Below are 26,615 nucleotides of genomic sequence, written 5' to 3'. Positions count from 1 at the left end.
GGCATCAAGAAAACCTCTCAATTAATATGTTTTTCTGCACCTTACCCATTGCATTTTTGGGCAACTCGTCCAGTATGTGTATGCGCTTTGGGCATTTGTAATGGGCAAGGTTCTTTTTGCAGTAATCGATTAAATCCTGCGGATCTATCCCTTTGTCTAAAACAACGGCAGCCTCCACCCTCTCGCCGAAATCGTCGTCTTTTACACCGAAAACGGCGCTCTCTTTTACATCTGGATGGCTGTCTAAGACATTTTCCACCTCTTTTGGATAGACATTCAACCCTCCGGTTATTATGAGCTCTTTGGCTCTTCCCACCAAAAATAGCCTTCCTGAATTATCTGTATAACCCAGATCCCCGCTTTTAAACCAGCCGTTGTCGAATGACTCTTCCGTTTTCTTGGGCATTTGCCAATAGCCTTTAAAAACATTGGTGCCCTTTATGTAGACCTCTCCCACCTCAAACGGTTTTGCCTCTTTGCCATCTTTTACTATCTTTATGGAGCATCCCTCAAGCGGGTATCCCACGCTTAGGGGTATCCTCTCTTTGGGCTCATAGGGATTTGATGTAATCATACCTGCCTCGCTCATGCCGTATCTTTCCAGTATCCTATGTCCTGTTAGGCTATAGAATTTCTCAAACAACACCTTTGTTAAGGGGGCAGAGCCGGATATAAACAATCTCATGGAGGAGAGGTCTATCCTGCCTTCCAATTTTTGAAGGGCATCGGTAAGGCGTGAGTATATGGTTGGGACGCCCATGAATAGCGTAATTCTTTCGCTTTCTATGGTTTTTAGCGTCCTTATCGGGTCGAATTTTTCATGCATTACTATGTCCATTGCTGCATTTAGACCACCCTGGAGTGCCACGACCAACCCGTGAACATGGAATATGGGCAAGACATGGAGCAATTTGTCTTTATCGGTCATACGCCAGAGTTTTTTTAGGGCTTCCATGTTTGTAATCAGGTTTTTGTGGGTTATCATAGCCCCCTTGCTTCTGCCTGTCGTTCCTGATGTATAGGCGATAATCGCCACATCGTCGGGTTGGGTTGTTGGTTTTTCTTTATATTCACCAACATCGTTTATTTTATCCATCTCCTCATCAACGAGGAATGTTTTTATTTTTAGTCTATCGATAACGCCTTTCAACCTTTGACTGTTTTCCTTTGTTGTGATAAAAAGATAACTGCCTGAGTCGCTTAAGTAATACTCGGTTTCTGCTTCTGAATATGAGGGGTTTAAGGGCAGTGTTATTGCACCTATCAGCATGTTGGCAAAGTGAAAATAGATAAACTCCATGGATTTTGGCAGCTGAAGGGCAACCCTATCGCCAAATGATACGCCCAGCTTTCTAAGTAAAGATGCAGCCTTTCTTATCATTGAGGCGATGTATCCGTATGTGTATATCGTATCCTCAAACACAAGCCGCTTATTGGGGTTGCCTTCCAACGAGTCGAGGATCTTCTGTGAGATGTTCATCTTCTATCCCCTCATAGCAATAACATCCAATGCGACCCTTGCCCCTTTTGGCATGGCTGATTGTATTACAAGCGACCTTGCCGGTTTGTTTTTAAAGTATTCACCGTAAACATCGTTAACAGCAGAGAAATCCCCAAGGTCTGTCAGATACAGCGTGGCCTTTACCACATCATCCAAAGAAAACCCGGCCTCCTTCAGTATGGTCCCTATATTCTCTATAACCCTTCTTGTCTGTTCTTTTACATCATTCGAAACAATCTCTCCGTTTGAGGGGTCAATGCCCAGCTGCATGGATACAAAGCAGAAGTCGCCCTTTTTGATGGCCTGGGAGTAAGGCCCTAAAGCCTCGGGTGCATTTTTTGTATTGATGCGCATCTTGCCCTCCTTGTTTAGTTTGAGATATCGACCTTGAACACCTTCAAAACGGGTTGTGTTTTTAGCGTTGTGATCAGGTCTGCGACGCTGAGTTTTCTTGGGTTTTCTATTGTTATCGTTATCTTGTCTGAATCTGATGTAATGAAGTTTTCGATCGGCTTTTCATAACCTAAAAACGGAGTGTTGTTTAGTGATGCGCTGAGTTGTTGCCTGAGCTGATCCTTTGATGTGTTGGTCTCCTTTTTTATAAAATCCAGGGCCCTGTCAACCACGCCTTCGTTGGTTATGCTAAAGCTTAAGTTTATGGGTTTCATCGTGTATAGCTTTGACAATAGGCTCAAAACCATCAACGGGTCGCCTTTGTTGGATCTTAGCTGCTTTGCTACATTCTCAAAGCCCTGATAATCTATGTTGGTTACATAGAAACTATAGCTGACCTTTAGGTTGTTTTTGAAGTCTATCTGGTATTTGTCTATGTTTAGTATGCCCTTGTCTTTGTTTATTATGTAATGGGCTTTTATGTATATGGGATTGTCCAGCCTAAGCACCTTTGTCATGATTTCTTTGGCCTGCTTCTCTTCTTTTACGAGTGAGTTTATAAGCATTTTGTTTAGCTTTATATCGTCAAGTGAGAATCTTATGTCCATGTTGCCATCGCTTCTTTTTACATCCCAATAGCCGTTCTTTGCCTCAAATAGCGGTTTTCCTATGAGTTCTGTCGGTGAGTCTGAGTTGAGGTTGATGAGTTCTATATTTTCCATCTTTACAGTAAAGCTCTCTTTCGGATTACCCGAAATGGTTAGTGTTTTTATGTTTAGCTCACCCACCGTTTGTTTGGTGTTTTGTATATCCCATTGAACACCCTCTAACTTTACGCTTTTTGAGAATATATTTGCCTTTAATGTCTTGTAATTTACATCCCCTTCGAGATTTGCCTCCTTTAAGAAGCTTTCAACCTCGGCCTTGGCCCTTTTTTGGGCATATGTGTTGGCAAAGAAGTATCCGATTATACTAATCGCAACAACCAAACCAATTACAACGGCCACCAATCCCTTTTTCATTGTTTCCTCCTCCTGGATTTTTCTAATTTTAGAATATCTTTTCTGTATAAGCAAGGAAAATTAATCGTTAAATAGCATCCGTTTTTTGGGCTTTAGTATTATATTGAATAGGGAAGGGGAGAGTATGCAGGTTATAGCGGCAAGGATTATGATAGCCGAGTTGATCTCCTTGTTTATGAGGTTTAATTTCAGTCCAATTATGCTTGCTGCAATTATCAGGCTGAGTCTACCGCTTAGAAGGAACCCCCCAGCCAATGTTTCTTTTAAGGAGAACCTGATCAGAAGCGGCAGGCTTGCAACCACCTTTATGGCCATTGCCCCTATGACCGTTATTGCTATAAACTCAATCCCCGCCTCGGCTTTTATGGGTATTGAGGATTTGGCCCCCTGATATATGAAAAAAACCGGTATAAAGAAGCCGTATCCTATAGCGTCAAGCTTGGCCCTTAATACCTTAACCCTGCTTTTGTTTAGATTTGATATGATGATGCCTGCAAGAAAGCTCCCCAATATGACCTCAACTCCCAACTTCTCAGATAGGAATATAAAGAAGAATAGAATGGCAAAGGAGCCCCTGATACCTATCTGTATATGGGGTTTGTATTTAACCATCTGAAAGGGCTTTGTTATGTTCTGGTTCTCTGGGGCCTTCTTGATGAGGCCTATAAATAGAAATACCACGGTTATCAATAGAAAGAATATGAGTATCTCCGATGTTATTCTGTTTTTCTCCTTATACAACGAAAATAGGGTTATGGCTATGAGGGTCAGAAAATCCGCTAAAAAGGCCGCATAGAGGAGGGTTTGCTTGTATGTGCTTTTTAGGTCTGCTCTGGATTTTAGGGTTGGAAAGACGATAGCAACCGATGTGGTTGAAAAAATCAGGGTCATATAGAAGACGCTTTTTGAGCAGTGGAAGAGTTTAATCAAAAAAGAGGACATAAACCACGATGCCGCAAATGTTAAGATGAATATCATTGTCGCTAAGGAATACGGTGAGTTGACAAATCCGCCTGCGTGCTTTTTTGTTGTAATCTGGGTTTCAAGCCCTCCCAAGAACATCAGAAAGGCTAATCCGAAATTGGAGAGGAATTCTATGGTCTCTGAGCCTGTGTGTATTAGATTTAGGCCGCTTTTTCCTATAAGAAACCCGACGAATATCTCAAAGGCCACAGACGGCACCAAATCCCTTGTTATCCTTGCAGCTATGATGGGTATGATAAAGCTCAATATGACAATCAGGGTTAGTGAATCTATCATAGTATCGATTTTACGATGGGTATGAATTTATTTAATATTCTTGCCGTTGCACCCCATATTATTTCACCCTTATAGTTCAGCATTGGCGTTTTTCTTTGCCTGCCTCTAAATGTATAGATTCCTATGGGTATGGGTGAGTTGTCTATTAAATAGTCAAGCGGTATGAAAATGATTTTTTCCACCTCTTGGGTGTTTATGCTATAGGGAGGATTTTGTCTTATCAGGCCAACAAACGGGTAGATGATGAAGTTCGTCGTCAGGGTTTTTGTGGGCTCCACCGCCCCTATGATTTCTATGTTTTGCCTTTTTATGCCTAATTCTTCCTCGGTTTCCCTTACGGCCGTATCGATAAAGGTTTTGTCCTTTTCTTCCCTTGAGCCGCCTGGGAAGGATATCTGAGATGGGTGGAGCCTATCGTAGGAGGGCTTTTTTTCAAAGATCACAAGCCAGCCGCTTTCTGTTTTTAGAAGCGGTATTATAACAGCAGACTCTTTGGCATTTGTGGATATTGGACTGTGTTCTCCGTTTAGCGAGCTTTTCAGTTTTTCTATCAACATAGAAAAATTATACACAAAGCCATTCAATTTGGGTAGATATTTGTACTGCGTTGGTGTAAAATTTAAACATGAAGGTCTTTTTGGTTGATGTGGATAATACCTTATACCCTGAGGAAAGCGGCGTATTTGAGCTTGTGGATAAAAGAATCAACAGCTATATGGTTGAGTTCCTTGGTATGGACGAAAAAGAGGTGCCAAGAAAAAGGATAGAGTATTGGCATACATACGGCACAACGATGGCTGGCCTTATGAGGCATTACAACATAGACCCTTACCATTTTTTGGAATATACCCATGATGTTGATTTGGATTCCTTGATAAAACCCAACCCAGCCTTGAGGGAGAAGCTAAAGAAGATGGAGGCGGTCAAGATCGCCTTTACCAATGCGCCGCTTAAGCATGCACAAAAGGTGTTGTCTTTGCTTGGTGTTGAGGATCTGTTTGTTGACATATTTGATATAATAAGCGCCGATTTTATAGGTAAGCCGCACAAGTACCCCTATGTAAAGATTATCAATCAGACGAAGGCTGAGGATTACATAATGGCGGATGATTTTGAGAGGAATATAGAGACCGCCAAATCGTTGGGTATATTCAGCATACATGTGGGTAAACACGCCTCCAAAGGGCATCTCAATGTTAGGTTTTTTGAGGATATACCGATTGATGTGGTTAATCGTTGATAAGCAGTAGTATCTCTTTGGTTATACTTGCAGCCACCACCGATGATACACCGCTTGCATCGTAATGAGGCGATAGCTCAACAATATCGGCTCCGACGATTCTTTTGCCTTTCAAGAGCTTTATGAATTCTATGAGTTCTTTATAGGAGATGCCGCCGGGTTCTGGTGTGCCTGTTCCATTGAATATGGATGGATCGAGCACATCCAGGTCTATTGTTAGGTATATGGGTCTGTCCTTTATCCTTTCCAAAAACTCTTGGGCCTTTGATAGGTCAAACAGCCCCATATTGACATCCCTTAGCGGCAGGAGCCTATCTTCCTTTACCATGCTCCTTATGCCTAACTGATAGAGGTTTTCAAAACCCACCAACTCTGAGCAACGCCTCATGACCGTTGCGTGTGAATAGGTCTCCCCCCTGAATGAATCTATTAAATCGCTATGGGCATCGAGTTGTAAAACGGTTAAATCCTTGTATTTTTTGGCATGAGCCTTCACGATTGGATAGGTTATGAGGTGCTCACCCCCTAAGGAAACAACCCTTCTGCCCTTTGAGATGAGCTTTGATATGAACAGCTCTATTATGTTGAGGTTGAGTTTTTTATCACCATAACTTAGAGGCATATCGCCGATGTCGTAAAACCTTATATCCCTTAAGTCTTTATCCTGATACGGGCTGTATGATTCTATACCGTATGATGCTTCCCTTATGGCTTGTGGTGCAAATCTTGAGCCGGGTCTATAGGTGGATGTGCCATCGTAAGGCACACCCACCAGCACTGTTTTTGCTTTTTTAATGTTGGGAAGTGAGCAGTAAAACCTCATTTACTCCCACCATAAAACCACGCAGGCAAATACAGCCCCGTGTTCTTCAACCACATGGTCAACCGAGATGCTCTCGATTCTGTCTATTTCGAAACCACGATACTTCATGCCCCACTCGGCCATCTTTCTTACCTGTTTTTCAGCCTCTTCCTTTGTTATGTTGTAATCCTCAAATTCCATGATTAGACCGTTTTTGGTGGGGTCTTTTGGTATGGCTATTGCCACTGCTGCTGCTATTCTCTGTCCCTTTTTACTGGATGTTAGCGCTGCATAGGCAACGGGTACTAAATCCCCCGGGGGTAATTCTATATGCTCCTTTTTTTTGCAGGATGGGGGAAGTATAGAGCTCATTTTCACCAGGTTTGTATTTCCAACGCCGCTTTTTAATAAGGCCACATCAAATGCATTTAAGGGGCTAAAGCCTTCGGCTTCTGCTGCTTTAATTGCATAAATGTTGGGAGCCCTATTGAACATCTATGGTTTCCTCCTAAAAATAAAAATCAAACAAAAGCAGCGCTATTGTTTTCTCTTTTTTGTTGCTCTATTAAAAACGGCTTGAAGCTTAGGTTCTCTATGTCTAAAACCCCTCGCAAGACCTCTTTTTCCTCTGTTTTTGAGGGTTTTAGAACACTCTTTAGATACTCATGGGCTTTCCATGGATTGGAAGAGTCGCCACATGTAAAGAAATCAACCGCTGCAAAGCCGTATTCAGGCCATGTATGGATGGCTAAGTGGGATTCTGCGACGATGACAACGCCGCTAACCCCGAAGGGTTCGAAGGTTCTAAATGAGGAAGAGATAACGGTGGCATTGGCCGCCTTAGCAGCCTCAATAAGGTGCTTCTCCAAAGCCTTTGGGTCGTTTAGAAGTTCCTTTTCACATCCAAAGTACTCAGCCAAAACGTGTCTTCCGAGTGCCTTCACTCATGTGCCCTCCTTTTTTCTTTTAAAAGTTTTCTCATGCCTTTGCAGGCATGACAACAGTTAATCTTTATATCACTCTTGTGAAAATTATGCAAGTTTAAAGAGTGGTATTTGAGTAAAATTGTCTTATTGCTTGATTGTTAGCAGACTTTGATATTATACTATGGCAAATAATCAAAGGGGGGATTGAGATGGCCAATATAGAGGAAAACATTGAGTTTACAGACAACGGCAAAAAAGTCATTATTCCAAGAGAGCTCTGGGATGAGATTGTTGAGGCTTTAGAGGATTATGGTTTATTAAAGGCAATGGAAGAAGCAGAAAATTCATCCCTGCTTACCAAAGAAGAAGCATGCGAGGATTATCTTCTTGGCAGGCTTGCTAAAGAGAGATTGAAAGATTTAGACAAAGCGGTTGAGGTTGGTTTGGATGAGCTTAATAAAGAGTGAAAGAACTTTCTTTACCATGGGCTTCATAGTCAGTCTCATAGTTTCATTCCTTCTCCTGGTAAGTATCAATACGCCCATTTTAAAAGCTCTTATTGCAAGCCTGTTTATAACGATGTTTGGCGGTGTGATTTTAGGGTGCTTGGTGGTTGGCGTAGTTTTGCTTGTTGTTGAGTATGTGGTGTGGGCGTTGAGGGGGATTTAATGGACACCCCATGGTTACCCCAGCATTTTCACCAATAAAAAAAGCCAACCCCAGCATTGCCGAGATTGGCGTCAAATTAAGGTTTTTGTTGGTAGCGGGGGGAGGATTTGAACCTCCGACCTTCGGGTTATGAGCCCGACGAGCTACCAGACTGCTCCACCCCGCGTCAAGCGACGCTTCTATTTATAGCCATTTATTCTTAAAAGTCAAGATTTTTTTGGTGGATTTTGCCTTTTTTTGTATAATCAGGGCAATCATGTGTTTTAGAGTTGTTTTTAGATGGGTTTTTTATATTGCCTTATTCCTTTTCTTTTCTGTTTTACCGGGCTTTGCGGCAGATAGGATCGTCTCTTTAACGCCTGTTGCAACTAAAGAGATCTTTATGTTGAAAAAGGGCAGGGCGATTGTGGGATGTAGCAGGTATGGTGTGGTGCCCAAGGGGTTTAAGGTAAAAAGGGTCGGGAGTGTGGTTAAAGCAGACATAGAAACCATCTTAAAACTCAAACCCGACATAGTCATTGTCAGTTCACTTATGAACCTAAATGATGTAAAAAAGATGAGATCGTTGGGTTTGAATGTTGTGGTTTTTAGACAACCCAAGAGCTTTGATGATATATGTAATCAGATGATTAGACTTGCCAAGTTGATACACAGTGAGGATATAGCCAACGATATAGTTAAAAGGGCCAGGGATATGGTTTTTAGGATCAAGAAAGCCACAGAAGGGCTAAAAAAGCCCAAGGTATTTGTCCAGATAGGGGCAAATCCGCTATTTACAGCCGGAGGGGACTCTTTTATAAACGACTTTATAACTTTTGCAGGGGGTATCAATATAGCTTCTGATGTTAGAAGTGGCATATATTCTCCTGCTGAGGTTATAAGAAATAATCCCGATGCCATAATAATATCCCAGATGGGGTTTGATGGAGAAAGGCAGGCTGCCAGATGGAGGAGATTTGCATTTTTGAACGCCGTTAAAAACAACAAGATCTTGATTTTAAACGATTACAGTTTATGCAGCCCAGATCCCCTATCCTTTGCTAAAACACTCCTTAAGATAGCGAAGTTTCTGCATCCAGAGGTGGATTTTGAAAACCTTAACTAAACTTACGATATTGTTTATTTTTTTGATTGTCTCACTTGTTTTCTCCTTATCATGCGGTGATAGCGGCTTTTCCTTAAAAGGTCTTTTTGAAGGCTTGAAGGGTTCGGGAATAGAACATGTTATACTGTTTAAGCTGAGACTTCCCAGGGTTGTTTTTGGCTTTTTTGTTGGCGGGGCTTTGGGTGTATGTGGGGTTATCCTTCAGGCCCTTTTTAGGAATCCATTAACCGAACCGTATACACTTGGCGTATCTGGTGGTGCGGCATTGGGTGTGGTTGTGAGTTTTTTGCTTAATCTGGAAAGATGGGCTCCGCTGAGTGGCATTTTGGGTTCTATGGTGGTTGTTTTCTCCCTTTATGGTTTTGCCGTAAAAAGGGGTAGGTTGAGTCTGGATAGTTTGTTGCTTGTCGGTGTTATGATAAGCTTTATTTCGTCGTCTATGGTTCTATTTGTCATGGCCGTATCCAATCCGGAAAAACTGCACGGCATAGTTTTTTGGATGATGGGCTCCCTTCAATGGCCGACAACCCTTGCCTTGTGGCTTGTTGGGCTTTCGTCGATTACAGCGGCTTTGGTCTCTTTTTTATTTAGTTGGAATCTAAACGCCTTGTCTATAAGCGAAGAGGATGCTGTGTATTTGGGTGTAAATGTTGAGGCGACCAAACGGATTGTGTTTCTTGTTTCGTCTTTAGCTGTTGGGGTTAGTGTGTCTTTTGCAGGCATTATAGGCTTTGTTGGCTTGGTTGTGCCCCATTTTTTCAGGATTACCTTCTCATCTGACCACAGGTTTCTTATTCCTCTCTCCTTTTTCGGGGGAGGGTCATTTTTGATTTTGTGTGATGCGATTGCAAGGAGTGCCGTTGCGCCTGTTGAGTTGCCCGTTGGTGTAATTACCGGGATTATTGGAGGCCTGGCCTTTATCTGGGTGTTTTTGAAAAACAGGGGATATACTCCATGATAAGTGTGGAGTCGATCCATTTTTCTTATAAAGACAAGCATGTGTTAAAGGGTACTAATTTTAAGGTGAATAAGGGTGAATTTTTCTGCATTGTAGGACCAAACGGTGCGGGTAAATCGACGCTTGTAAAGATTATGGGAAGAGCTATAAGACCGAATAGGGGCTCTGTTGGCTTAGGCGGTGTGGATATATGGTCTTTGGATGCAAAGGGGTTTTCAAAAAGGGTTGCCGTGATTGCCCAATCCCCCCATTACGGATTCTTAAAGGTTAGAGAGTTTGTGTTGTTTGGCAGGATACCCCACTTCTCTATGTTTAGCTTTAGAGAGACCAAAGAGGATAAAGAAGCCGTCAACATGGCTTTGGCTCTATGCGGTATTGATAGGTTGTCTGATGAGTTTATGCACAGAATTAGCGGGGGTGAGAGGCAGCTTGTTTTTCTGGCAAGGGCTTTAGCGTCCAATCCAGAGGTCTTAATAATGGATGAACCGCTTTCCAATCTGGATATAAACAACCAGGAAAGGATACTTTATCTGCTTAAAAGCTTAAGGGAGCGGTTTGGATTGACTATAATTGCGGTTTTACACGATTTGAATGTGGTGAGCGAGTTTGCCGATAGGGTTTTGGTTCTAAAAGATGGAGAGGTTAAATCAATAGGTGCACCGAAAGATATTATAACGGAATCCCTTGTTAGGGATGTCTATTCAGCCAGCAAGATTAGGGTTTTTAAAAAACCCTCAAACTCCAGCCCGTTTGTTTATATAGAAAATATTTAGTCATCCTTAAGCTCGAATGTTATGGTTAAAACGATGTTTGCAGGTGGTCTTATTTTGGATCTTTCTAATATACCCTTTGGAATTGGGGATGACCTTTTTATGATCTCTATGGCAGCTTTGTTTATATCTTCATAACTCTTTTTAATTATCTTTATCGATGTAATCTCTCCCCCGTTTTTTATATAGAAGCTTAGGTTTACGCTGCCCTCTTCGCCTTTATAGATAGCAGATACAGGATAGAATTTGTGCGATGAGATCCAGCTAAATAGCGATGAATGGGAATTTGGTGAAACAACAATGGGTTTTGAGGGTGGTTTTTTAGCCGTTTTTGTAAGGATTTTTGATGGGTTTGTCGATGAGTCTAAGCTTGATAGTGGTTTTTGTTTGTGATTGAGTTTATGGGTGTGTTTTTGCTTTGGTGGTTTGGTTAAAACAATGCGGTGTTTTTGGATTTTGGGCTCTGTTTTTGAGGCTGGTGCCATGAGGCTATGTTTAAATGGTAAAATGGGCTTTTGGGTTTTGTGTTTTGTTGTTGAGCGGTGTCTTGTTTTGGGTTTTTTATTTATGGTTTGGGTTTTTTGCGGTTCGGTTGGGTGTTTTTGTTCTGTTTTTGTCGTTTTTAGCTGAATTAGGCTTACATCGTATATCTTTTTGGGGCTTGTTTGGATTGGTTGAAGTGTTGAGTGGTGTAAAAATAACAGCACGGCCGTCCCGTTGATTAAAAGCGAGACGGCCGCACTTAAGAGGTGGTAGCCAAAACCCTTAGAACTTATATGAAACGCTGGCGAATACACTTCTTGGGAGCGTTGAGTATCCATAAACCTCCTCATAGAACCTGTTGAATATGTTTTTGACGCTTACAGAGGCCTCTAAGTTATCTATTGGTTTGTATATAAGCGTAAAATCAAAAACTGCGTATTTGCCCGTTTGATGGTTGTGATTACTGTCGTCAAATCTTTTCCCAATGTATCTGCCATCTAAGGTTGCAGTCAATTTATCGCCCATCGGTTTAATCGTTATATAGCCTGTATAGACCCTTAGAGGAATCCTTGCTGCTTGTTCACCTGTACTTGGATCTTTGCTTGATGTGTAGGTGTAGTTTGCGCCGATGGTTAAAAATTCTATTGGGTTGGATTTTAAGCCGATTTCAAAGCCATCGGAGACGGTCTTGCCTTCTTTTTGCGTGTATTTCCATGTGGTTGTGTCAAAGCCTATTCTATTTTTTATTATGTTTTTGAAGTATGTTATGGATATGCTCGTTTTATATGGTAATGCCTGTGTTATGCCAAAATCCCAACTCTTGGATTTTTCGGGTTTTAGGTCTTCGTTTCCGTAAGATGAGTATAGCTCATAGATGCTTGGAGCCCTAAAGCCTGTTGAGAAGTTGGCTTTTAGGATCGTGCTTGTCTTTTCTATTAGATAGTTTGCCCCCAGTTTGTATGTAAAATGGTTGCCGAATGTTGAGGAGTGATCCTCTCTTGCGTTGCCCTGCAGGATTAGGTTGCCTATGCCCTGCTCAACCTCAACAAAGGCCCCTATGTTGTATTTTAACTTCTTTATAGCCGGAGGGCTGTATTCTTTGCTTATATTTACCCAATCCTTCTTAAAATCCACGCCAGATGTGATCTTTGTGCGTTTTAAGGGTTTGTAATCTATCAAAAGACTGCCACCCCACCTTTTGCTTTTGAAGTATTTATTATACCACCACGATGGGGCTATGGATTTGTTATATCTAAAGTTTTGAAGGTAAAAGATGTATGGCTCAATGGATAATTTTCCAAAATCCTTGTGGATATAAAGCTTACTCAACACAAAATGGGTTTGATTTCTGTAGCTTCTTGCTGTTGGTGTTTTGTTTGATGCTGCAGAGTCGTTTGCCGGCCAGGCATAATCCAAATAGTTTCTGGTTTTATACCACTTAAATAGTGTTCCTATTTTTAATGAATCATCGGGGATGTATTCGATTTTTGTGTCAAATGCCGTCTGATGGTATGAATCTTTCTCATCACCCCTTGAGTATGAATTATCGGGATTTAGCTTGTCCATCTTTGATATGCCGCCTGTGTCGAATCTCAAGACATTGATATAAAAGCTTATGTTGTTTGTTTTACCCGATGCTTCTAATGATTCCTTGTATGTATTGAAGGAGCCTGCACCTTGAGTGTATTTTACATGGGGTTTACCCCTGCCTTTTTTGGTTATTATGTTGATAACCCCTCCAATGGCACTTGAGCCGTACAGGCCGCTTTGTGCCCCCTGGACTATTTCTATCCTGCTTATATCATCCGTTGTTAGATTGGTTAGGTCGTAATATGGCTTGGTAAGGGATGGATCGGATACATCAATGCCATCTATTAAGATCTTTGTATAACATGTTGATAATCCCCTCATATAAACATTCGTTGTTCCGCCAAAGGCCCCATTGGATGTTAAAGACAATCCCTCTATATCCTTTAATGCATCCTTTACATAGATGGCTCCTTTGTTCTTTAGTTGCTTGGATGTTATGAGGTTAACCTTGGATGGTGTTTTGGCTATCTTTACCTGGGTTCTTGTTGCCGTTACGACTATGGTATTATCGGAGTTGTTGTTGGCAAGCGATGTATTGGAAAATAGCAAAAATGCGCAACCAAAAGCCATTAATCCCTTTAGTTTCATTCTTGACTCCTCCTTTTACCTGATAATACACCTCTTTACCCATCGATTGGCGATTTGTTTCATGTTCAAAAGCTCCTGATGGGAATAACTGGATTTTTCCTTAAATGATGGGTTTAGGGTTTTTGTCGGTATAAAGTTCTGGATACAGAATAATTCGGCACCGTTTATGAGTTTGGCGATCTCGGCTATATCGTCTTCTGTTATTAGGTCTTTAACGACTGTTGTTCTAAACTCATAGGGTATGCGGGCATTAAGCAGAAGACCTATGCTGTCTTTTATATTCTGTGTATTTGTTTTAGTGTTTGTTATGTGATTATATTTTTCTATCGGTGCCTTAACATCCATTGCTATGTAATCCAAAAGATTCAGGCTCAAAAGCCTTTCTATTAAGCCCGGATTTGTGCCGTTTGTGTCTATTTTGACCTTATAACCCATATCCTTTAGCTTACGAATAAACCCCACAAGCTTATCGCCGTGTAATGTTGGCTCTCCCCCTGTGATGGATACAGCCGTAAGTTTGCCCATTCTCTTTTTTAGAAACCCCAATATCTCGTCTATCTCTATCTCCTCTGCTGTATTGTTAACAAGCTCTGGATTGTGACAGTATGGGCATCTAAAATTGCAACCCTTTGTAAACACAACGGCAGATAGCTCACCCGGATAGTCGATCAAGGAGAATCTTGTTAATCCGCCAAACATCATACCGCCTTGAAGGTTTTTCTTTGTTTAAACTCCTCTTGCTTGCCGTCATTCCACTGCTGCGTTGGCCTTAGATAACCCACAACACGAGAATACACCTCACACGGCGTGCCCTTAAGCTCTTTCTTTGCTTTTTCTAACTCCTTAATCCTTTTCAATATTTCATCTCTTGTCATCTTTGCCTCCAGGTTCAGTATTAGTAATGGTGTTGGTAAACTGTTATCCACCCATTCACCCATCTACCCATTTTCCATCTCTAACTGCTGCTTCAACCTTTGAATCTCCTTCTCGATCTCCTCCAACCTCTCCCTCTTGCATATTGGACATTCTCTGTGTTCCCCGGCTATGTATCCATGCACAGGGCAGATGGAGAATGTGGGCGTGATGGTAAGGTATGGCAGCCTGTAATTCTCAAAGATGGTTTTTATAAGAAGTTTTACGGCTTTTGTTTCATGCAACCTCTCTCCAAGAAATATATGCAAGACGGTGCCGCCTGTGTATCTTGTTTGCAACTCATCCTGCAGATCCAATGCCTCGAATATGTCGTCTGTATAGTTCACCGGCAATTGCGTTGAGTTCGTGTAATAGGGTTTTGATGCCGTGCCCGATGTTTTTATGCCGGGATACCTCTTTTTGTCTAATTTTGCCAATCTGTATGATGTGCCCTCTGCCGGGGTTGCCTCTAAGTTGTAATTATTACCCGTCTCTTGCTGAAACTGCTCCAATCTCTCCCTCATAAAATCGAGGGTTTTCTTTGCAAAATCCTGACCTTCCGGAGCCGTTATAGGGGCTTTTATTAGGTTTAGGCAGGCTTCGTGCATGCCTATAAGGCCTATGGTCGAGAAGTGGTTTTTCCAGTATTCATCGAATCTTTCCTTTATGGATGATAGATAAAACTTAGAATACGGATATAGATCGAAATCGGTAAACCTCTCTAACACCTTGCGTTTAATCTCTAAAGAATCCCTTGCCAACTCCATCAATGTATTTAACCGCTCGAAGAACTCATCTTGCGTTGCAGAGATGTATGCTATTCTTGGCATGTTTATGGTGACAACGCCTATCGAGCCGGTTAGGGGGTTTGCGCCAAACAACCCGCCGCCTCTCTTCTTTAGTTCCCTTGTGTCAAGCCTGAGCCTGCAGCACATGGAGCGGGCATCTTCTGGATTCATATCTGAGTTTATGAAGTTCGCAAAGTACGGTATGCCATATTTTGCCGTTGCCTCCCATAGCGGTTCTAAATTGGGGTTATCCCAGTTGAAGTCTTTTGTAATGTTGTATGTGGGAATGGGGAATGTAAAAACCCTTCCGTCGGCATCACCCTCGCTTGCCACCTCCATGAATGCCCTGTTTATCATGTCCATCTCTTTCTGAAATTCCCCATAGGTGTGGTTTAGCAGTTTGCCCCCTATAATTACGCCCTGATTTTTCATAAAATCAGGAACCTCTAAATCAAGCGTTAAGTTGGTAAAGGGTGTCTGAAAACCCACCCGTGTCGGAACATTTACATTGAACACAAACTCCTGAAGCGCCTGCTTAACCTCTTCATAGGAGAGCCCATCGAATGCAACAAAAGGTGCCAAATATGTATCGAAGTTTGAGAAGGCTTGAGCCCCTGCCGATTCGCCTTGGAGCGTATAAAAGAAATTGACGATTTGTCCCAATGCGCTTCTGAAGTGTTTGGCAGGCCTGCTTGCAACCTTACCCCTTGCACCCCTAAATCCCTTAAGGAGCAGGTCTTGCGGATCCCATCCCACGCAGTAAACGCTTAACGAGTTTAGATCGTGAATGTGGAAATCGCCGTTTATGTGAGCTTCCCTGATCTCTTTTGGATAGATCTTATTAAGCCAGTATGTTTTTGTTATGGCAGAGGATATGTAATTGTTTAAGCCCTGGAGGGAGAAGCTCATGTTTGAGTTTTCCTTAACCTCCCAATCCAGCTTATTGAGATACTGCTCGACCAGTTCCACATCGGCCTTGTTTTTGAATTCCCTGAGTCTGGCGTGTTGCTCCCTGTAAATGATGTATGCCTTGGCCGTTTTTTTGAATGGGGATGAGAGCAGCACCTCTTCCACTATGTCCTGGATCTCCTCAACCGTTGGTGTCCTGTCTTTGAAGAACTTATAGGCCAGATCCAAGACCTTTATCGTCAGTTTTCTTGCCGTTTCGTAATCAAATTCCCCTGTGGCACCTCCCGCCTTTGCAATTGCGTTTGTTATCTTTTCGGCATCGAAATTTACAACACGACCATCCCTTTTTACGATTTTAGAAAACACTTCTTCCCCCTTGAGGTTGTTTATGATTGCCGTATGGATAAATGTGTTATGTTGATGGTGGGGTTTTAATGCTCATAACTGAACCTCCCGTTCTTCTTTATTGTCGGGTAAGTCTCCTGGCTCGGCTTCATCCTACTCCCCTGCCTTCCCATCGAGCGACCCCTTAGGAGCCCATCCCGACAGTGGCGTTGTTAGGGTTTCGTCAGCCTCACAGTTGCGGGGGCAGCGCCGGATTTTCACCGGACTTCCTTGACCCGACAGATTACTTATACACCCATATTCTGGATTGTGTCAATAGTTAGTTGGAATGATATGTGTGTTTGTTATGCTTTTGCTTTACTCAAGGTCGTTGGATATGGATTTTATTATCCTTCTTTGCCCTTTTGAGAGTATCACCTTTCCGTCTAATATCTTTTCTATGGTGTATCCCTTTATCTTGTCGCCTTCCTTGAGTATCTGATAATCTATTAACACAACCCTTTTGCCACCCGATAGGAATATGCCAGAAATGTTTATATCTGGGCTTGATGGTTCACTGCTCTGGGTTGTGTTTTGTGGTTTGATAGGTGGTGAGTATGTGTAATTGAATAGGTTGTATTTATTATTTGGCGGTATATGGAATACGGGCAACTTATGTGCGTTTGCCATCAAGGGCAGAAAAACAAGACAGGCTAAAATTACACTTTTTTTCATTGCATATTCACCTGCACATACTCTATTCTCAGTTTTGCCTCATAGAGCCCGTTTTTGCTTGCTATTGAGTAAGATGGAACCTGCATATTCTGGGAATAGTCCTCTATAGCATCCAGAAAGTAAACGATGTTTTTCAATGTATCATCTATAACAAGATCGAACTCATATATATCCTTAAAGCCATCCCTTTTTATCTGTGCAACATTAAACGATACAACATTTATGCCTGTTTTTAGGAGTAATTCCTTTATCATATGCCCGACATCTAAAACGCTGACCTTTTTGTTTTTAAGCAATGCTATTTTGTCTTTCATAAATTGTATCTCTTTCCTTGCTCGCACTATCTTGTTGAATACCTGCTGCTTGTTTTGTATTGAGGAGAGTTTGGAATATATCTCTGTCTCGTAATTTATGCAATTATCTATTAAGGCCTCCCTTTTGTGTTTTAAGGGTGGGAGTATGTATTTAAAGAATACGATATTTACGGCTATGATTAGAAGAACTGCTAATATGACTAACTCTTTGAGACTAACATCCTTTTTAATCTGAATGGCTTTCAATACACCACCTCATAGCTTATAGAAAATTCAAATTGGCCGTCTTTCTGTTTTACGGAGTGCAGATTTAGGTTTTTTATGTATTTATTTTTCTCCAAAAAGTAATAAAATCTTTGAAAATCCGATAGTGAATTGGCAATGCCGGTTGTTTTAAAGTATCCATTCTCATAGCTGAAACCCTTAAATCCCACACCCTTTGAAAATGTGTTTAGATATATTATCGTTGAGGCAAACGCCGATTTTCTAATAAAGATCATACTCTTTAGTTTTTTCTCTTCCTCTCTTAGCTTAATCAGGGTTTTAGTGAGGTTTTTATAACTGCTTTCATAGTTGGATAGTTTTGCATCTAAGGAGGAGATTTTATTTAATACCTGTTTTTTTCTTTGGATGCATTTTGTTAATTTGGTGTTAAAATAGACATTTGCAACATAAACCAAAATCAGAAACGCAGCGTTAAGCACAAGGGCCGCTACGCCTATCCTTTTTAATAAGTATTCCTTGTATGAAAATCTCTTGTCCTTCGGAAGCAGGTTTATCTCTTTCATTTTACCTCTCTCAATGCCGCACCTATGCAAACTTCCAAATAATTCATTTTATCAATAGCGGAAAAGTCGATCTCTTCGTTGAATTCGATCAATTTTTGCGGTTGGAATCTTGTGGTTTCCAAAGAAAACAGCCTGGATATATAGTTTTCCAGCTTTTTTATCTTGTTTACTTCACCTATGGTTATGATCTTTTGTATGTCTCCTATCTTCTGAACGGTGGTGATGTAATCTATGGTTCGCTGTATCTCTATTGTGAATTGATCGAATGCCTCGGATATGCTTCTGTAAACCGCCTCCTCCTCTTCATTGCCATCATCAGGTTCTTCCAGCCCCTTTTCCCTTATGAGTCTTTCTGCCTCTTCTTGGGTTATGCCTCCAGCGTTGCATAATGAGTTTATGAGTTCACTCCATGAGTATCTTAAGTTTCTTAAGGCCAAAACCTTTCCTTGGGAGCAGGCAGATATGACAGAATAGTCCTTAAATATTGCACAACCCAACAGATAATCACCCTCAAGAAACTCATTAGCGGCCCTTCTAATTGATACGCTGTGTGTTTCAAAGCTGTACAATTTTAATTTCTTTTGTTTTTCCAGCATGCCGTAATAGAAATTAAATAGACTCTTGGGAAGTGCAACCACATATGCAACGGTCTTGTCCTTTATCTGGTGTTCTTCGTAATCTATTATGTAATCCTTTAGCTCTATCTCGTAATCCCTCTTTAGGTCTTTGTATATATTGGATTTTGATTCTGTGTTGTTGTTGTAAAAGTATATATGCTCTATAATCGACTGGTGCTTGAATGATACATTGGCCAGGATTTCTTTTGGGATATAGTCCGATAAGGCGTTAAATATATCTTCAAGCTCACCTTCATTTGCAAAATCATAGAAGAACAGACTTTCTATAGAGTAATCCCTTCCCTTTTTCTTCAATATGCATGCATCTATTCGGTTTTTTCCTATGGCTATACCGCATCTTAGGTTTAAATCCATTATTTTACAAACCCCAAAACCACGAGTTTGGATTTTATTGTGCCCCTTAAAACAGGATCAGGCGTCATTTTCAATGCTTCCCTGTAATTTTGCCTGGCTTTATCTATCATGCCGATCTCCTCATATATTACAGCCCTATCCAGATACACTTCATATCTCTGGGTATTTATCTTTTTTAATTCCTCTAAAGCCTCTTTGTATCTATTCTGTTGTTTTAGGGCCATGATTAAATATAGCCTTGCCTGGTCGTCTTGGTGTCTTTTTAGATAAAATCCAAGCAATTCTATAGCCTTTTTAGCATTGCCTGTTTTTGCATAGTATATGCCTAAGTATTTTATGTTGTTCTCCTTTTGCGCCAAGTCTTTTAGTTCCTTCAATTTGTTTGTTTCCAAATAATACTCAAATCTTCCCTTTCCCTTTATTTTCCTTTGTCTTATCATGAGTTCGCCGTTGCTTATGTTTTTCTCTATTTTGCTAATGATGGATAGGTCTTTTTCTTTGATTTGTCCTTCTATTTTTTTGTTGGTTGATATAAAATAAAGCCCAAAAGAGCCAAGGCATACAAGCAGAAGCAATGCATATATCGCCACCTCGTTTATTTGGCTTGGGTTTACCGTCCCCGTAAATGCTTTTTTGTGTGTTTTTCTGTCTGTTTGAAGTCTTTTTAGGGATTTAGCAATCAGACTCATCTTATTATACCCGCAAGACCGAGTCTTAGAAGCCTCTTTTTGTCGAATTTGTAATACTCTTTAGCTGCCATGACCACATCCTTTGGATATACCTTTTTTGAGTTTCTTGATGCTGCAAATATAAGGCTTGTTTCTGCAAGCTGATTTATCTCCCTGGGATTGCCTCTTGTCAGCTTATAGATGTATTTTACAGCCCTGTCTTTGAATATCGATCGTCTGTACTTTAGGGCCTGATTTACCCTGTATTCTATGTATGATTTTGTCTCTTCAAAGCTTAAGCCTTTAAGGTATACCCAATAGGCAACCCTCTGCTTTATCTGCCTGAGTTTTGTCTGGTTTAGTTTATTTATTAGCTCACTTTGGCCAACAAGCAGGATCTGAACGAGCTTGGCGTTCTCCATCTCAATATTTGAGATTTGCCTTATCATCTCCATAGATTCAAAACTCAAATGCTGAGCCTCATCCACGATTATCAATGCGTTGTTGTTGGATTTATAAAGCCCTACAAAGTAATCCACCAAATCTTGAAATATCTCGCCCTTGTCTTTGTTTTCTATGTTCAAGCCAAAATCCTTTGCTATGTATTTGAGTATTTCGCTTTCTGATAGAAATGGGTTTAAAACCAGACTGACCTGGGTGTTTATGAGCTTATTTAGAAGGACCCTGCTCAATGTGGTCTTTCCCACGCCCACATCGCCCACAAGGACTATTATTCCCCTCCTTGAGCTAATCGCATACTCTATGGTTCTTATGGCATCGTCGTGCTCCTCAGAGCTATAAAAGAACTCAGGATCGGGTGTTAGCCTGAACGGTTCCTCTTCAAAGCCAAAAAAATCCTTATACATATCAATTCCAGAACTTAAACTCTATCTTGCGTTTTATATCACCAATCTCCCCTTCACTTGTTACCGTATGCAACTTCACGGTTGAGCCGTTATCCAATGTTATCGTGGAGTTTCCTAAAAATTTTAGAGTTATCTTTCCATTGCCCATTGTGTAAACCCCACCTATACAGCTACCTTCTATTACACACCTTTCAATAGCAATTTCCTTGCCACTTTCTGCAAGGTAAAGGGCTTGAGCAGAAAGCAGATCCTCAGAAGAGGAGATGCTGCTGCTTGACAGAAGGCTAACGATCATCCCTCCAATAAACGCAAATAGTATAAGCAAAAAAACAATAAAAATCAAAGAACCTTTGTTGTTAAGGGACATTTCTTATATGCACCTCCTGGTTGTATGTCAACTCAACATCGCCCTTTCTCATAACAAGCTCGATTTTTAACACGGCCTGCCTGAATGTAAAGCCTTGCATGTATGTGAACTTCAGGCTTTTTATGTAATTTGCCATTATGTATCCACCCTCTTCTATTTTTGCTTTGTTTGGAAAATCGACAGAATCCCTGTAAATCTTCCTGTCTTTTAAGTAAAACTTCACAATTTTGCCTATTTTGTATATCCTGTGATAGGGTGAGTCCTTGATGATGTTTTTATTCAGGATACATCTTCCGCCCTGTATGTCTTTTATCGTATAGACCCTGTGAATAGACTTATTATCACTATAGAAATAATCGGGCTTTGTGTTGTAAATAGACACATAGTCATTTGCCGCAACATTAATCCCAATGCATGTAATATTGTCTGAGTTTTGAAGCGGCGAATAGTAACCAGCATCAGAAAACTCTGCAAACTCGATTTCACTGTTGCTCAAAACCTTAACCGTGTTTGGTATTGCATTTCTCAGTTCAATTGCCATCCTGCTTGCAGCATACTGGGCTTCATTGAACAGAAGCGTTTTTACCTGTGTATCCACATACCCTTCCATAACGGGCATGATTAGGTTTGAACCAAGATAAGCCACTATGCCCACAAGCACCATCGTTATGATCAACTCAACAAGCGTAAAACCGCTTACCTGCAATTTTGGATTATAAATTTTAGATCTATTAAATCCCATATCCACTCTCTAATTCAAAATCCAAAATCCAAAATTCAAAATCCTCCTAAAAGTTTCCCTTTAGCGCCTTTAGTGTGTATGTTTCATTAAGCCCTTTTGATTTAACCTTAACAGTTATGAGTTTAAAATTCTCAGGACAGCTTGCAACCTCAACACTGTTGCCATTCAGTTTTACACATTGAACAGTTACCTCTACATGATACCCCGGCGTAACATCAGGAAAACACCCGTTTGAGCCGGTTGTGCAGCTTAAGCCATTGAAATCATCCACATCGTCAAATGTTTCTGTGCCACTACCGTCATTGCTCTCTTTCCCTATATTGATTTTATTTGGAGGAATAACGCCTCCACCGTTTGGTGTATCGTTATCGAACTTTCTTGATAGTATCTCATCCATAACGGACTGGGCAACCTCTACAGCCCTATGTCTGATAATCGGATCAGATGTTCTGCCCAATGTATTATAAAAAACGACCATAACACCCACCACACCAATAGAAAACACAACTATGGCAAGTATTATCTCAATAAGTGTAAAACCCTCTTTGTTTTTAATCATTTAGAATCACACCGCCTGCAATTGGTGTTATGATGACCTTTTTACCATCAATTATAATCGTTGTATTGTCCGTTATTTTGCTCCCGTTGTCATAAACAGGCTCACCCATAAAATCAAAACAAATTGGCGAAACAGAACTGTTTATGCTTTTCTCAACCCCTATATCCTCGCTCTTCTCACCCGGCACCAGTATCTTACTCGACCCTTCCTCAACATAATAACTCGAACCGTTAAACCCAACACAAACCCCGCCGCCCCTAACCATAGCCTCATGCTGGGCATACCGAACTATGGTGGCAAACTTTATCTGATCGGCCTTTTCTTTATAGCCACCTGTGAAGATCTTTGGCCCAACCACTATGGATAATATACCTATCAGCACAATAACGATTATAAGCTCGATCAATGTAAAACCGCTTTTCATTCCAGCGCCTTGATTGTCTTGGGGTTTATGTAAACAGAGCCCGTTTTGTTGTCATAGATGTAGGCATGATTCAATCTATCGAGTAACTCTTGCCTTTTTTTGTCTATCCTAAAATCCCTGTAATACAGATAACCCTTCTTGTAAAGCTCCAAAAGGTTAGAAGGAAGTTTGCCATTTTTTACCCTATACAGCTCAACGGCGAGCTTAAGATTGGAAAGCTCAACATTCAGTTGCGTCCTTATGGCTTCATTTCTCAACACCCTATACCTCTGATAAACCACACTCACCATAATGGCAATCACAGCAAGGACTATAACCTCTTCCCATGCAGAAAATCCATCTCTCATTGATGGATAACCTTGACCATGTCCCACATGGGCAAAAACACTCCCAGTGCAAGAAGGAGCACCATTCCCGCAATAAATACCAATAGAATAGGCTCAAGAGCAGTGGATAGGTTTGCTATTGCATACTCGATTTCCTCATCAAAGTAATCTGAAACCTTAAACATCATTTCATCCAATCTGCCCGTCTCCTCACCCACGGCAACCATATCACTTACAATATCTGGAAAGAAGTTGGAGTTCTTTATGGGTCTTGAGATTGTCGCACCGCCTTCCACATCGGCCCTGATAGCCAAAACGGCATCCCGCGCTATCTCATTGCCCGTAACCTCGGCCACTATGCTCAAAGCCGTTGTTATGGCAAGGCCGCTTTTATACAAAAGCCCCAATATTCTCATCATCCTCGATATGTAAATTTTATGAACAAGCTTACCTATTATCGGCATCTTTAAAATCCATTCGTCTATCTTTCTTTTGCCGGCCTGCGTCATCTTGTATCTTTTAAAGGCAACAATCCCGCTTACGATAAGAATCAATACCAGCCACCAGTAATTATGAACAAAGTTATTCACCGCTATAAGTATCCTTGTGGGCAGTGGCAGTTGAACATTAAATTTGCTAAAAATGCCTACGAATTTGGGTATAACAAATGTGATTATTATCGTGAAGGCCACAACAATCGCTGTAACCACGATCTTTGGATACCGCGTGGCTGTCTTTATCCTGTTTCTTGTCTTTAATTCAGTCTCCAAAATCGTTGCAAGCCTTTCCAAAACCACATCCAATGTTCCGCTCTCCTCACCAACCCTGAGCATGTTTATGTACAGCGGCGAAAAAACACTTTTGTGAATTGCAAATGCCTCACTCAAGGACATTCCGCCATCAACATCCTTTCTTATCTGCTCAACTATGCCTTTCAATTTGAATGAGACTGTCTGTTCGCTTAAGCGCTCTAAAATCGTCGAAATAGGCACACCTGCATCAAACAGTGTGGCAAATTGGCGTGTAAAAACGATTAAATCCTCTAACTTTACACGGCCAAATCTTACCCTGAGCTGATTTATTATATTGCCCAACTCATCAAACGCAGAGGCTTGCTTTAAAACCTCAACATCTATGCCCTTATCGTATAAAAAAAGCAGCGCCTCATCCTGAGACGCTGCCTCTATAATGCCCGAAACCCTCTTGCCCTCAGCAGTGCCTTGATAGGCAAACTTCATGGGTTATTCACAGCCAGTGGTAGTTACTTTAACAGTAGGAGGGGTAGTACTGTTATCGTATGTTACCGAACAATCTGTTTTATTATCATAAGCAAACGTACCATTGTCTTGATCAACTATCTTATCAGCACCATCAAGATTTATAGCTTTCGATATGCCACTTGAATCTGCTGTAGGGTAACCATTACTACCAACAGTTACATTATCACCATCTGCCATAGTTACAGTGTCCCCACCCCCCTGAGCAAGCCATTTAGCGTGGACAATATTAGCAGCAGATCTTATGCTCCCAGCTACACCTTCAATAACAGCCTTTTTAGACTCTCCCGTTAAATTGGCAAACTTTGGTATGGCGAAAGCCGCCAAAATTCCGATAATCACGATGACGATAATCAACTCAATCAGTGTAAAACCCTCTTTCCTCATCTCAAATACCTCCTAAAAATTTTTTTAACTAACTTATTATACAAACCCAAAGCCTAAATTAACAATACTTTTCCCACCTCCTCTCTTAAGAAATCGGATTTTTAAGTAATAATTATAACACAAAAATTACCAGCACACCCCCAATTTTTTCAGCAATTCCACATAACCACCCAACCTTTGAAAAATCTCTTCTGCAACCTCTTCATTGTAAGTGTGAGATGTCAAATTTCTATCATCAATCATATTAAGCAGAATCTCCAGGTCATTCTCATCAACATAACCATTCAAAAATAGCTCCCTCATACAGCCCTTTGGAGAATTGCATACAACACCTTCCCTTATCTTTAGAAAAACCTTGACACACTTCCAAAACGCCTCGGTTGTGATTTCAAATCTTTGAATAGCAGAATCCCTATAAACTTCATAGTCTTCGTTTTCCTTATTTGTATTCTCAATCACCTCTTTTAGTCTATCAAAAGCTCTCTTAAAGCTTGTCTTTCTCTCTTCTAAATCCACCTGACACCCTCTTTTGACACTACATCCCTAAACTTTTCATTGTTATTCAAAACAACAATATCTACCTTAAACGGCAGATTGGAGTTCTCTAAAATTTCCCTTAATAAGCTTATCTTCAAATCCACATCCTTCTTTTTGTAAATCCCCAAATCAACATCCGAGAACTTATTGTCATCACCCCTCGCCCTTGAACCAAACAAAAACAGATCCACCTCATCAGTCTCAAAGTATTCCTTTAAAAAAGCTTTAAGCTCCTCTACCGTGCTTATCTTTGTATTAAAACTATTCTCTAATATCTCACCAACCCTCAAGTTTCTCCCACTCAAAGTCTTTAATAAGCCTATTCAACGAGATTTGGACTTCCCTATTCGGAATCTTTAGCGTATACCTATATGCGCCATCCAAACCAACAGAAACATTATCTATAGTCAAATAGCCTGTTTGATACAAAAGAACCTCAAGCTTTAAGTTTTCAACATCAAAGCTGTTCAAAAGCTCTTCTCTTACCGTAAGGTTCTCAAGTTGGGGTATGAAGTATTTGTTCCTCTTGAGCATCTCTATCAAAAAGTATGGATTGCCGCTTTCAAACCAATAGTTTCCAAACCTTTTGTATTTCAAAAGCTTCAAAACATCGTAAGGATTATAAATTTTATCTTTAAGGAAGTAATATCCGTTATACCATTCGCTAACTTTATCTAAATCCAAGTCTTTTGTGTATTCAGCAAACTCGTTTTTTAAGTTATCTTGCGTATAACCACAAACACTGCCAAAGTTAGGGTTCAAGGATATATCCTCCAAATTATTCAAACCGCTAAAAATCGAGGCTTTGGAAAATTTTGTTATACCTGTTAAAAAAACGAACCTTAAAAATTCATCGTTCGATTTAAGCTGAGAATATATACCCCTCAAAAAATTCCTATTCCTTTTGGCAACATCCAAATTATTGATATTATCCAAGATGGGTTTGTCGTACTCATCTATTAGCACAACCACTTTGTTCTTATGTTTTTTAAAAGCTTCGTTTATCAGCTGATCAAGTATTATGCTTGGATTTGTGGCATCGCATTTTACACCCAACCTTTCTGCATTTTTTCTCAAGATGTGTCTTGTTGTTTCTATCGTGCTTTCTAAAGAGGAAAAATCTCCCGTTAGATCAATCTTAATCACAGGAAATCGCTTAAAATCGTACTTTTCGTATATAAAAAGCCCCCTAAATAGTTCCCTGTTGCCTTCAAATATCTCCTTAAGCGTATCTAAAAAGAGACTTTTACCAAATCGCCTCGGCCTTGATAAAAAAACATATTTGTAGTCTGTTATAAGCTCATACGCTTCTTTTGTTTTATCTATGTAAATATAACCATCTTCTATGATTTCTCTAAATGTCTGAATACCGATGGGCAGTCTTTTCATATCT

General features: G+C 40.7%; 34 protein-coding genes, 1 tRNA gene, 1 pseudogene and 1 riboswitch. Of the genes and pseudogenes, 6 read left to right on the top strand and 30 right to left on the bottom strand.

Features of this window, described 5'->3' with window-relative positions; all coding sequences use genetic code 11:
• Positions 1-4: 4 nt before the first annotated feature.
• From D891_RS0106710 to D891_RS0106690, 5 genes are read right to left on the bottom strand one after another with little or no spacing between them, the layout of a single operon-like run.
• Entirely contained in the window at positions 5-1,480 is a 1,476-nt protein-coding gene (locus D891_RS0106710; RefSeq protein WP_025270356.1) for an AMP-binding protein, read from the bottom strand.
• Positions 1,481-1,483: 3 nt separating this feature from the next.
• Complete coding sequence (locus D891_RS0106705) at positions 1,484-1,855, bottom strand: RidA family protein (RefSeq protein ID WP_025270355.1); 372 nt, start codon at positions 1,853-1,855, stop codon at positions 1,484-1,486.
• Positions 1,856-1,869: 14 nt separating this feature from the next.
• Positions 1,870-2,916, bottom strand: a complete 1,047-nt coding sequence (locus tag D891_RS0106700) for a hypothetical protein (RefSeq protein WP_025270354.1) — start codon at positions 2,914-2,916, stop codon at positions 1,870-1,872.
• Between the two features lie 60 nt (positions 2,917-2,976).
• A complete protein-coding gene (locus tag D891_RS0106695) occupies positions 2,977-4,176 on the bottom strand; it encodes a cation:proton antiporter (RefSeq protein ID WP_025270353.1) in 1,200 nt (399 codons plus the stop codon).
• Positions 4,173-4,733: an NUDIX hydrolase gene (locus tag D891_RS0106690; protein WP_025270352.1), complete on the bottom strand. Its 561-nt coding sequence runs from the start codon at positions 4,731-4,733 to the stop codon at positions 4,173-4,175. The genes D891_RS0106695 and D891_RS0106690 overlap by 4 nt, the downstream gene beginning before the upstream one ends.
• 68 nt (positions 4,734-4,801) lie before the next feature.
• Between D891_RS0106690 and D891_RS0106685 the strand changes: the two genes are divergently transcribed.
• Positions 4,802-5,416 (top strand): pyrimidine 5'-nucleotidase, encoded by a 615-nt coding sequence (locus D891_RS0106685; RefSeq protein ID WP_025270351.1) that lies wholly within the window; start codon positions 4,802-4,804, stop codon positions 5,414-5,416.
• On the opposite strand, the gene speB is transcribed toward D891_RS0106685, so the two are convergent.
• From speB to speD, 3 genes are read right to left on the bottom strand one after another with little or no spacing between them, the layout of a single operon-like run.
• Entirely contained in the window at positions 5,406-6,239 is an 834-nt protein-coding gene (speB, locus tag D891_RS0106680; RefSeq protein ID WP_025270350.1) for an agmatinase, read from the bottom strand. The genes D891_RS0106685 and speB overlap by 11 nt on opposite strands.
• Positions 6,240-6,713: a pyruvoyl-dependent arginine decarboxylase gene (locus D891_RS0106675; RefSeq protein ID WP_025270349.1), complete on the bottom strand. Its 474-nt coding sequence runs from the start codon at positions 6,711-6,713 to the stop codon at positions 6,240-6,242.
• A gap of 26 nt (positions 6,714-6,739) precedes the next feature.
• The gene (gene speD / locus D891_RS0106670) at positions 6,740-7,162 is read right to left on the bottom strand and encodes an adenosylmethionine decarboxylase (RefSeq protein ID WP_025270348.1); all 423 of its coding nucleotides are present in this window, start codon (positions 7,160-7,162) and stop codon (positions 6,740-6,742) included.
• 191 nt (positions 7,163-7,353) lie between these two features.
• Between speD and D891_RS0106665 the strand changes: the two genes are divergently transcribed.
• Together D891_RS0106665 and D891_RS0106660 are read left to right on the top strand one after the other, a co-directional pair.
• Positions 7,354-7,611: a hypothetical protein gene (locus D891_RS0106665; RefSeq protein ID WP_025270347.1), complete on the top strand. Its 258-nt coding sequence runs from the start codon at positions 7,354-7,356 to the stop codon at positions 7,609-7,611.
• Positions 7,592-7,813, top strand: coding sequence for a hypothetical protein (locus D891_RS0106660; protein ID WP_025270346.1), 222 nt, complete (start codon positions 7,592-7,594; stop codon positions 7,811-7,813). Before D891_RS0106665 ends, D891_RS0106660 begins: the two co-directional genes overlap by 20 nt.
• 89 nt (positions 7,814-7,902) lie before the next feature.
• Here D891_RS0106660 and D891_RS0106655 read toward each other — a convergent pair.
• A tRNA-Met gene (locus D891_RS0106655) sits at positions 7,903-7,979 on the bottom strand.
• A 90-nt stretch (positions 7,980-8,069) separates the two neighbouring features.
• Between D891_RS0106655 and D891_RS09725 the strand changes: the two genes are divergently transcribed.
• Genes D891_RS09725 through D891_RS0106640 form a run of 3 tightly spaced genes read left to right on the top strand, consistent with a single transcriptional unit; the run spans position 8,070 to position 10,649 of the window.
• On the top strand, positions 8,070-8,918 hold the full coding sequence (locus D891_RS09725; RefSeq protein ID WP_025270345.1) for an ABC transporter substrate-binding protein: 849 nt from the start codon (positions 8,070-8,072) through the stop codon (positions 8,916-8,918).
• 10 nt (positions 8,919-8,928) lie between these two features.
• Positions 8,929-9,876, top strand: a complete 948-nt coding sequence (locus tag D891_RS0106645) for a FecCD family ABC transporter permease (RefSeq protein ID WP_198014803.1) — start codon at positions 8,929-8,931, stop codon at positions 9,874-9,876.
• Complete coding sequence (locus tag D891_RS0106640; protein ID WP_025270343.1) at positions 9,873-10,649, top strand: ABC transporter ATP-binding protein; 777 nt, start codon at positions 9,873-9,875, stop codon at positions 10,647-10,649. The genes D891_RS0106645 and D891_RS0106640 overlap by 4 nt, the downstream gene beginning before the upstream one ends.
• Here D891_RS0106640 and D891_RS0106635 read toward each other — a convergent pair.
• The 21 genes and pseudogenes from D891_RS0106635 to D891_RS09220 form a co-directional block, all read right to left on the bottom strand.
• Complete coding sequence (locus tag D891_RS0106635) at positions 10,646-11,467, bottom strand: energy transducer TonB family protein (RefSeq protein ID WP_198014802.1); 822 nt, start codon at positions 11,465-11,467, stop codon at positions 10,646-10,648. The two genes, D891_RS0106640 and D891_RS0106635, sit on opposite strands and share 4 nt — an antisense overlap.
• Positions 11,412-13,307, bottom strand: coding sequence for a TonB-dependent receptor plug domain-containing protein (locus D891_RS0106630; RefSeq protein WP_025270341.1), 1,896 nt, complete (start codon positions 13,305-13,307; stop codon positions 11,412-11,414). The genes D891_RS0106635 and D891_RS0106630 overlap by 56 nt, the downstream gene beginning before the upstream one ends.
• Positions 13,308-13,322: 15 nt before the next feature.
• Complete coding sequence (locus D891_RS0106625) at positions 13,323-14,006, bottom strand: anaerobic ribonucleoside-triphosphate reductase activating protein (protein WP_051453590.1); 684 nt, start codon at positions 14,004-14,006, stop codon at positions 13,323-13,325.
• Positions 14,006-14,119 (bottom strand): annotated as a pseudogene (gene nrdD, locus D891_RS10115) (anaerobic ribonucleoside-triphosphate reductase); the annotation flags it as partial. The pseudogene nrdD and the gene D891_RS0106625, both read right to left, overlap by 1 nt.
• A gap of 126 nt (positions 14,120-14,245) precedes the next feature.
• Entirely contained in the window at positions 14,246-16,282 is a 2,037-nt protein-coding gene (locus D891_RS0106615) for a ribonucleoside triphosphate reductase (protein WP_025270338.1), read from the bottom strand.
• Between the two features lie 89 nt (positions 16,283-16,371).
• Positions 16,372-16,555, bottom strand: a riboswitch (cobalamin riboswitch).
• Positions 16,556-16,618: 63 nt separating this feature from the next.
• Positions 16,619-16,975 carry a hypothetical protein gene (locus D891_RS0106610; RefSeq protein ID WP_025270337.1) on the bottom strand — a complete coding sequence of 119 codons (357 nt, stop codon included), beginning with the start codon at positions 16,973-16,975 and terminating at the stop codon, positions 16,619-16,621.
• A complete protein-coding gene (locus D891_RS0106605) occupies positions 16,972-17,535 on the bottom strand; it encodes a hypothetical protein (RefSeq protein ID WP_025270336.1) in 564 nt (187 codons plus the stop codon). The genes D891_RS0106610 and D891_RS0106605 overlap by 4 nt, the downstream gene beginning before the upstream one ends.
• Positions 17,532-18,077, bottom strand: a complete 546-nt coding sequence (locus D891_RS0106600) for a PilN domain-containing protein (protein WP_025270335.1) — start codon at positions 18,075-18,077, stop codon at positions 17,532-17,534. Before D891_RS0106600 ends, D891_RS0106605 begins: the two co-directional genes overlap by 4 nt.
• Positions 18,074-19,069, bottom strand: coding sequence for a hypothetical protein (locus D891_RS0106595; RefSeq protein ID WP_025270334.1), 996 nt, complete (start codon positions 19,067-19,069; stop codon positions 18,074-18,076). The genes D891_RS0106600 and D891_RS0106595 overlap by 4 nt, the downstream gene beginning before the upstream one ends.
• Positions 19,069-19,758, bottom strand: a complete 690-nt coding sequence (locus D891_RS0106590) for a tetratricopeptide repeat protein (protein WP_025270333.1) — start codon at positions 19,756-19,758, stop codon at positions 19,069-19,071. Before D891_RS0106590 ends, D891_RS0106595 begins: the two co-directional genes overlap by 1 nt.
• Complete coding sequence (locus tag D891_RS0106585; protein ID WP_025270332.1) at positions 19,755-20,603, bottom strand: ExeA family protein; 849 nt, start codon at positions 20,601-20,603, stop codon at positions 19,755-19,757. Before D891_RS0106585 ends, D891_RS0106590 begins: the two co-directional genes overlap by 4 nt.
• Before the next feature lies 1 nt (position 20,604).
• Positions 20,605-20,970, bottom strand: coding sequence for a hypothetical protein (locus tag D891_RS0106580; protein WP_025270331.1), 366 nt, complete (start codon positions 20,968-20,970; stop codon positions 20,605-20,607).
• Positions 20,960-21,712: a PilW family protein gene (locus D891_RS0106575; protein WP_025270330.1), complete on the bottom strand. Its 753-nt coding sequence runs from the start codon at positions 21,710-21,712 to the stop codon at positions 20,960-20,962. The genes D891_RS0106580 and D891_RS0106575 overlap by 11 nt, the downstream gene beginning before the upstream one ends.
• A 46-nt stretch (positions 21,713-21,758) precedes the next feature.
• Complete coding sequence (locus D891_RS0106570; RefSeq protein WP_025270329.1) at positions 21,759-22,271, bottom strand: type II secretion system protein; 513 nt, start codon at positions 22,269-22,271, stop codon at positions 21,759-21,761.
• The gene (locus tag D891_RS09555; RefSeq protein ID WP_025270328.1) at positions 22,264-22,695 is read right to left on the bottom strand and encodes a prepilin-type N-terminal cleavage/methylation domain-containing protein; all 432 of its coding nucleotides are present in this window, start codon (positions 22,693-22,695) and stop codon (positions 22,264-22,266) included. The genes D891_RS0106570 and D891_RS09555 overlap by 8 nt, the downstream gene beginning before the upstream one ends.
• The gene (locus D891_RS0106560; protein ID WP_025270327.1) at positions 22,692-23,042 is read right to left on the bottom strand and encodes a hypothetical protein; all 351 of its coding nucleotides are present in this window, start codon (positions 23,040-23,042) and stop codon (positions 22,692-22,694) included. The genes D891_RS09555 and D891_RS0106560 overlap by 4 nt, the downstream gene beginning before the upstream one ends.
• Positions 23,039-24,259, bottom strand: coding sequence for a type II secretion system F family protein (locus D891_RS0106555; RefSeq protein ID WP_025270326.1), 1,221 nt, complete (start codon positions 24,257-24,259; stop codon positions 23,039-23,041). Before D891_RS0106555 ends, D891_RS0106560 begins: the two co-directional genes overlap by 4 nt.
• Positions 24,260-24,262: 3 nt before the next feature.
• Positions 24,263-24,685 (bottom strand): prepilin-type N-terminal cleavage/methylation domain-containing protein, encoded by a 423-nt coding sequence (locus D891_RS0106550; RefSeq protein ID WP_025270325.1) that lies wholly within the window; start codon positions 24,683-24,685, stop codon positions 24,263-24,265.
• Between the two features lie 126 nt (positions 24,686-24,811).
• Positions 24,812-25,201 (bottom strand): HI0074 family nucleotidyltransferase substrate-binding subunit, encoded by a 390-nt coding sequence (locus D891_RS0106545; RefSeq protein WP_025270324.1) that lies wholly within the window; start codon positions 25,199-25,201, stop codon positions 24,812-24,814.
• The gene (locus tag D891_RS0106540) at positions 25,192-25,512 is read right to left on the bottom strand and encodes a nucleotidyltransferase domain-containing protein (RefSeq protein WP_025270323.1); all 321 of its coding nucleotides are present in this window, start codon (positions 25,510-25,512) and stop codon (positions 25,192-25,194) included. The genes D891_RS0106545 and D891_RS0106540 overlap by 10 nt, the downstream gene beginning before the upstream one ends.
• A complete protein-coding gene (locus D891_RS09220; protein ID WP_025270322.1) occupies positions 25,499-26,611 on the bottom strand; it encodes an ATP-binding protein in 1,113 nt (370 codons plus the stop codon). Before D891_RS09220 ends, D891_RS0106540 begins: the two co-directional genes overlap by 14 nt.
• Between the last annotated feature and the right edge of the window lie 4 nt (positions 26,612-26,615).

The organism is Hippea sp. KM1, from assembly GCF_000526195.1.
Lineage (GTDB): Bacteria > Campylobacterota_A > Desulfurellia > Desulfurellales > Hippeaceae > Hippea.
The sequence above is the reverse complement of the archived record's forward strand: the minus strand, read 5'-3'. Positions and strand labels throughout refer to the sequence as shown.

What these genes read in the sequence shown, in the direction of transcription:
- D891_RS0106710 (WP_025270356.1), bottom strand. Translation starts at nt 1,480, where the DNA reads ATGAACATCTCACAGAAGATCCTCGACTCGTTGGAAGGCAACCCCAAT.
- D891_RS0106705 (WP_025270355.1), bottom strand. Translation starts at nt 1,855, where the DNA reads ATGCGCATCAATACAAAAAATGCACCCGAGGCTTTAGGGCCTTACTCC.
- D891_RS0106700 (WP_025270354.1), bottom strand. Translation starts at nt 2,916, where the DNA reads ATGAAAAAGGGATTGGTGGCCGTTGTAATTGGTTTGGTTGTTGCGATT.
- D891_RS0106695 (WP_025270353.1), bottom strand. Translation starts at nt 4,176, where the DNA reads ATGATAGATTCACTAACCCTGATTGTCATATTGAGCTTTATCATACCC.
- D891_RS0106690 (WP_025270352.1), bottom strand. Translation starts at nt 4,733, where the DNA reads ATGTTGATAGAAAAACTGAAAAGCTCGCTAAACGGAGAACACAGTCCA.
- D891_RS0106685 (WP_025270351.1), top strand. Translation starts at nt 4,802, where the DNA reads ATGAAGGTCTTTTTGGTTGATGTGGATAATACCTTATACCCTGAGGAA.
- speB (WP_025270350.1), bottom strand. Translation starts at nt 6,239, where the DNA reads ATGAGGTTTTACTGCTCACTTCCCAACATTAAAAAAGCAAAAACAGTG.
- D891_RS0106675 (WP_025270349.1), bottom strand. Translation starts at nt 6,713, where the DNA reads ATGTTCAATAGGGCTCCCAACATTTATGCAATTAAAGCAGCAGAAGCC.
- D891_RS0106665 (WP_025270347.1), top strand. Translation starts at nt 7,354, where the DNA reads ATGGCCAATATAGAGGAAAACATTGAGTTTACAGACAACGGCAAAAAA.
- D891_RS0106660 (WP_025270346.1), top strand. Translation starts at nt 7,592, where the DNA reads ATGAGCTTAATAAAGAGTGAAAGAACTTTCTTTACCATGGGCTTCATA.
- D891_RS09725 (WP_025270345.1), top strand. Translation starts at nt 8,070, where the DNA reads ATGTGTTTTAGAGTTGTTTTTAGATGGGTTTTTTATATTGCCTTATTC.
- D891_RS0106640 (WP_025270343.1), top strand. Translation starts at nt 9,873, where the DNA reads ATGATAAGTGTGGAGTCGATCCATTTTTCTTATAAAGACAAGCATGTG.
- D891_RS0106635 (WP_198014802.1), bottom strand. Translation starts at nt 11,467, where the DNA reads ATGGATACTCAACGCTCCCAAGAAGTGTATTCGCCAGCGTTTCATATA.
- D891_RS0106630 (WP_025270341.1), bottom strand. Translation starts at nt 13,307, where the DNA reads ATGAAACTAAAGGGATTAATGGCTTTTGGTTGCGCATTTTTGCTATTT.
- D891_RS0106625 (WP_051453590.1), bottom strand. Translation starts at nt 14,006, where the DNA reads ATGTTTGGCGGATTAACAAGATTCTCCTTGATCGACTATCCGGGTGAG.
- D891_RS0106610 (WP_025270337.1), bottom strand. Translation starts at nt 16,975, where the DNA reads ATGAAAAAAAGTGTAATTTTAGCCTGTCTTGTTTTTCTGCCCTTGATG.
- D891_RS0106600 (WP_025270335.1), bottom strand. Translation starts at nt 18,077, where the DNA reads ATGAAAGAGATAAACCTGCTTCCGAAGGACAAGAGATTTTCATACAAG.
- D891_RS0106595 (WP_025270334.1), bottom strand. Translation starts at nt 19,069, where the DNA reads ATGGATTTAAACCTAAGATGCGGTATAGCCATAGGAAAAAACCGAATA.
- D891_RS0106590 (WP_025270333.1), bottom strand. Translation starts at nt 19,758, where the DNA reads ATGAGTCTGATTGCTAAATCCCTAAAAAGACTTCAAACAGACAGAAAA.
- D891_RS0106585 (WP_025270332.1), bottom strand. Translation starts at nt 20,603, where the DNA reads ATGTATAAGGATTTTTTTGGCTTTGAAGAGGAACCGTTCAGGCTAACA.
- D891_RS0106580 (WP_025270331.1), bottom strand. Translation starts at nt 20,970, where the DNA reads ATGTCCCTTAACAACAAAGGTTCTTTGATTTTTATTGTTTTTTTGCTT.
- D891_RS0106575 (WP_025270330.1), bottom strand. Translation starts at nt 21,712, where the DNA reads ATGGGATTTAATAGATCTAAAATTTATAATCCAAAATTGCAGGTAAGC.
- D891_RS0106570 (WP_025270329.1), bottom strand. Translation starts at nt 22,271, where the DNA reads ATGATTAAAAACAAAGAGGGTTTTACACTTATTGAGATAATACTTGCC.
- D891_RS09555 (WP_025270328.1), bottom strand. Translation starts at nt 22,695, where the DNA reads ATGAAAAGCGGTTTTACATTGATCGAGCTTATAATCGTTATTGTGCTG.
- D891_RS0106560 (WP_025270327.1), bottom strand. Translation starts at nt 23,042, where the DNA reads ATGAGAGATGGATTTTCTGCATGGGAAGAGGTTATAGTCCTTGCTGTG.
- D891_RS0106555 (WP_025270326.1), bottom strand. Translation starts at nt 24,259, where the DNA reads ATGAAGTTTGCCTATCAAGGCACTGCTGAGGGCAAGAGGGTTTCGGGC.
- D891_RS0106550 (WP_025270325.1), bottom strand. Translation starts at nt 24,685, where the DNA reads ATGAGGAAAGAGGGTTTTACACTGATTGAGTTGATTATCGTCATCGTG.
- D891_RS09220 (WP_025270322.1), bottom strand. Translation starts at nt 26,611, where the DNA reads ATGAAAAGACTGCCCATCGGTATTCAGACATTTAGAGAAATCATAGAA.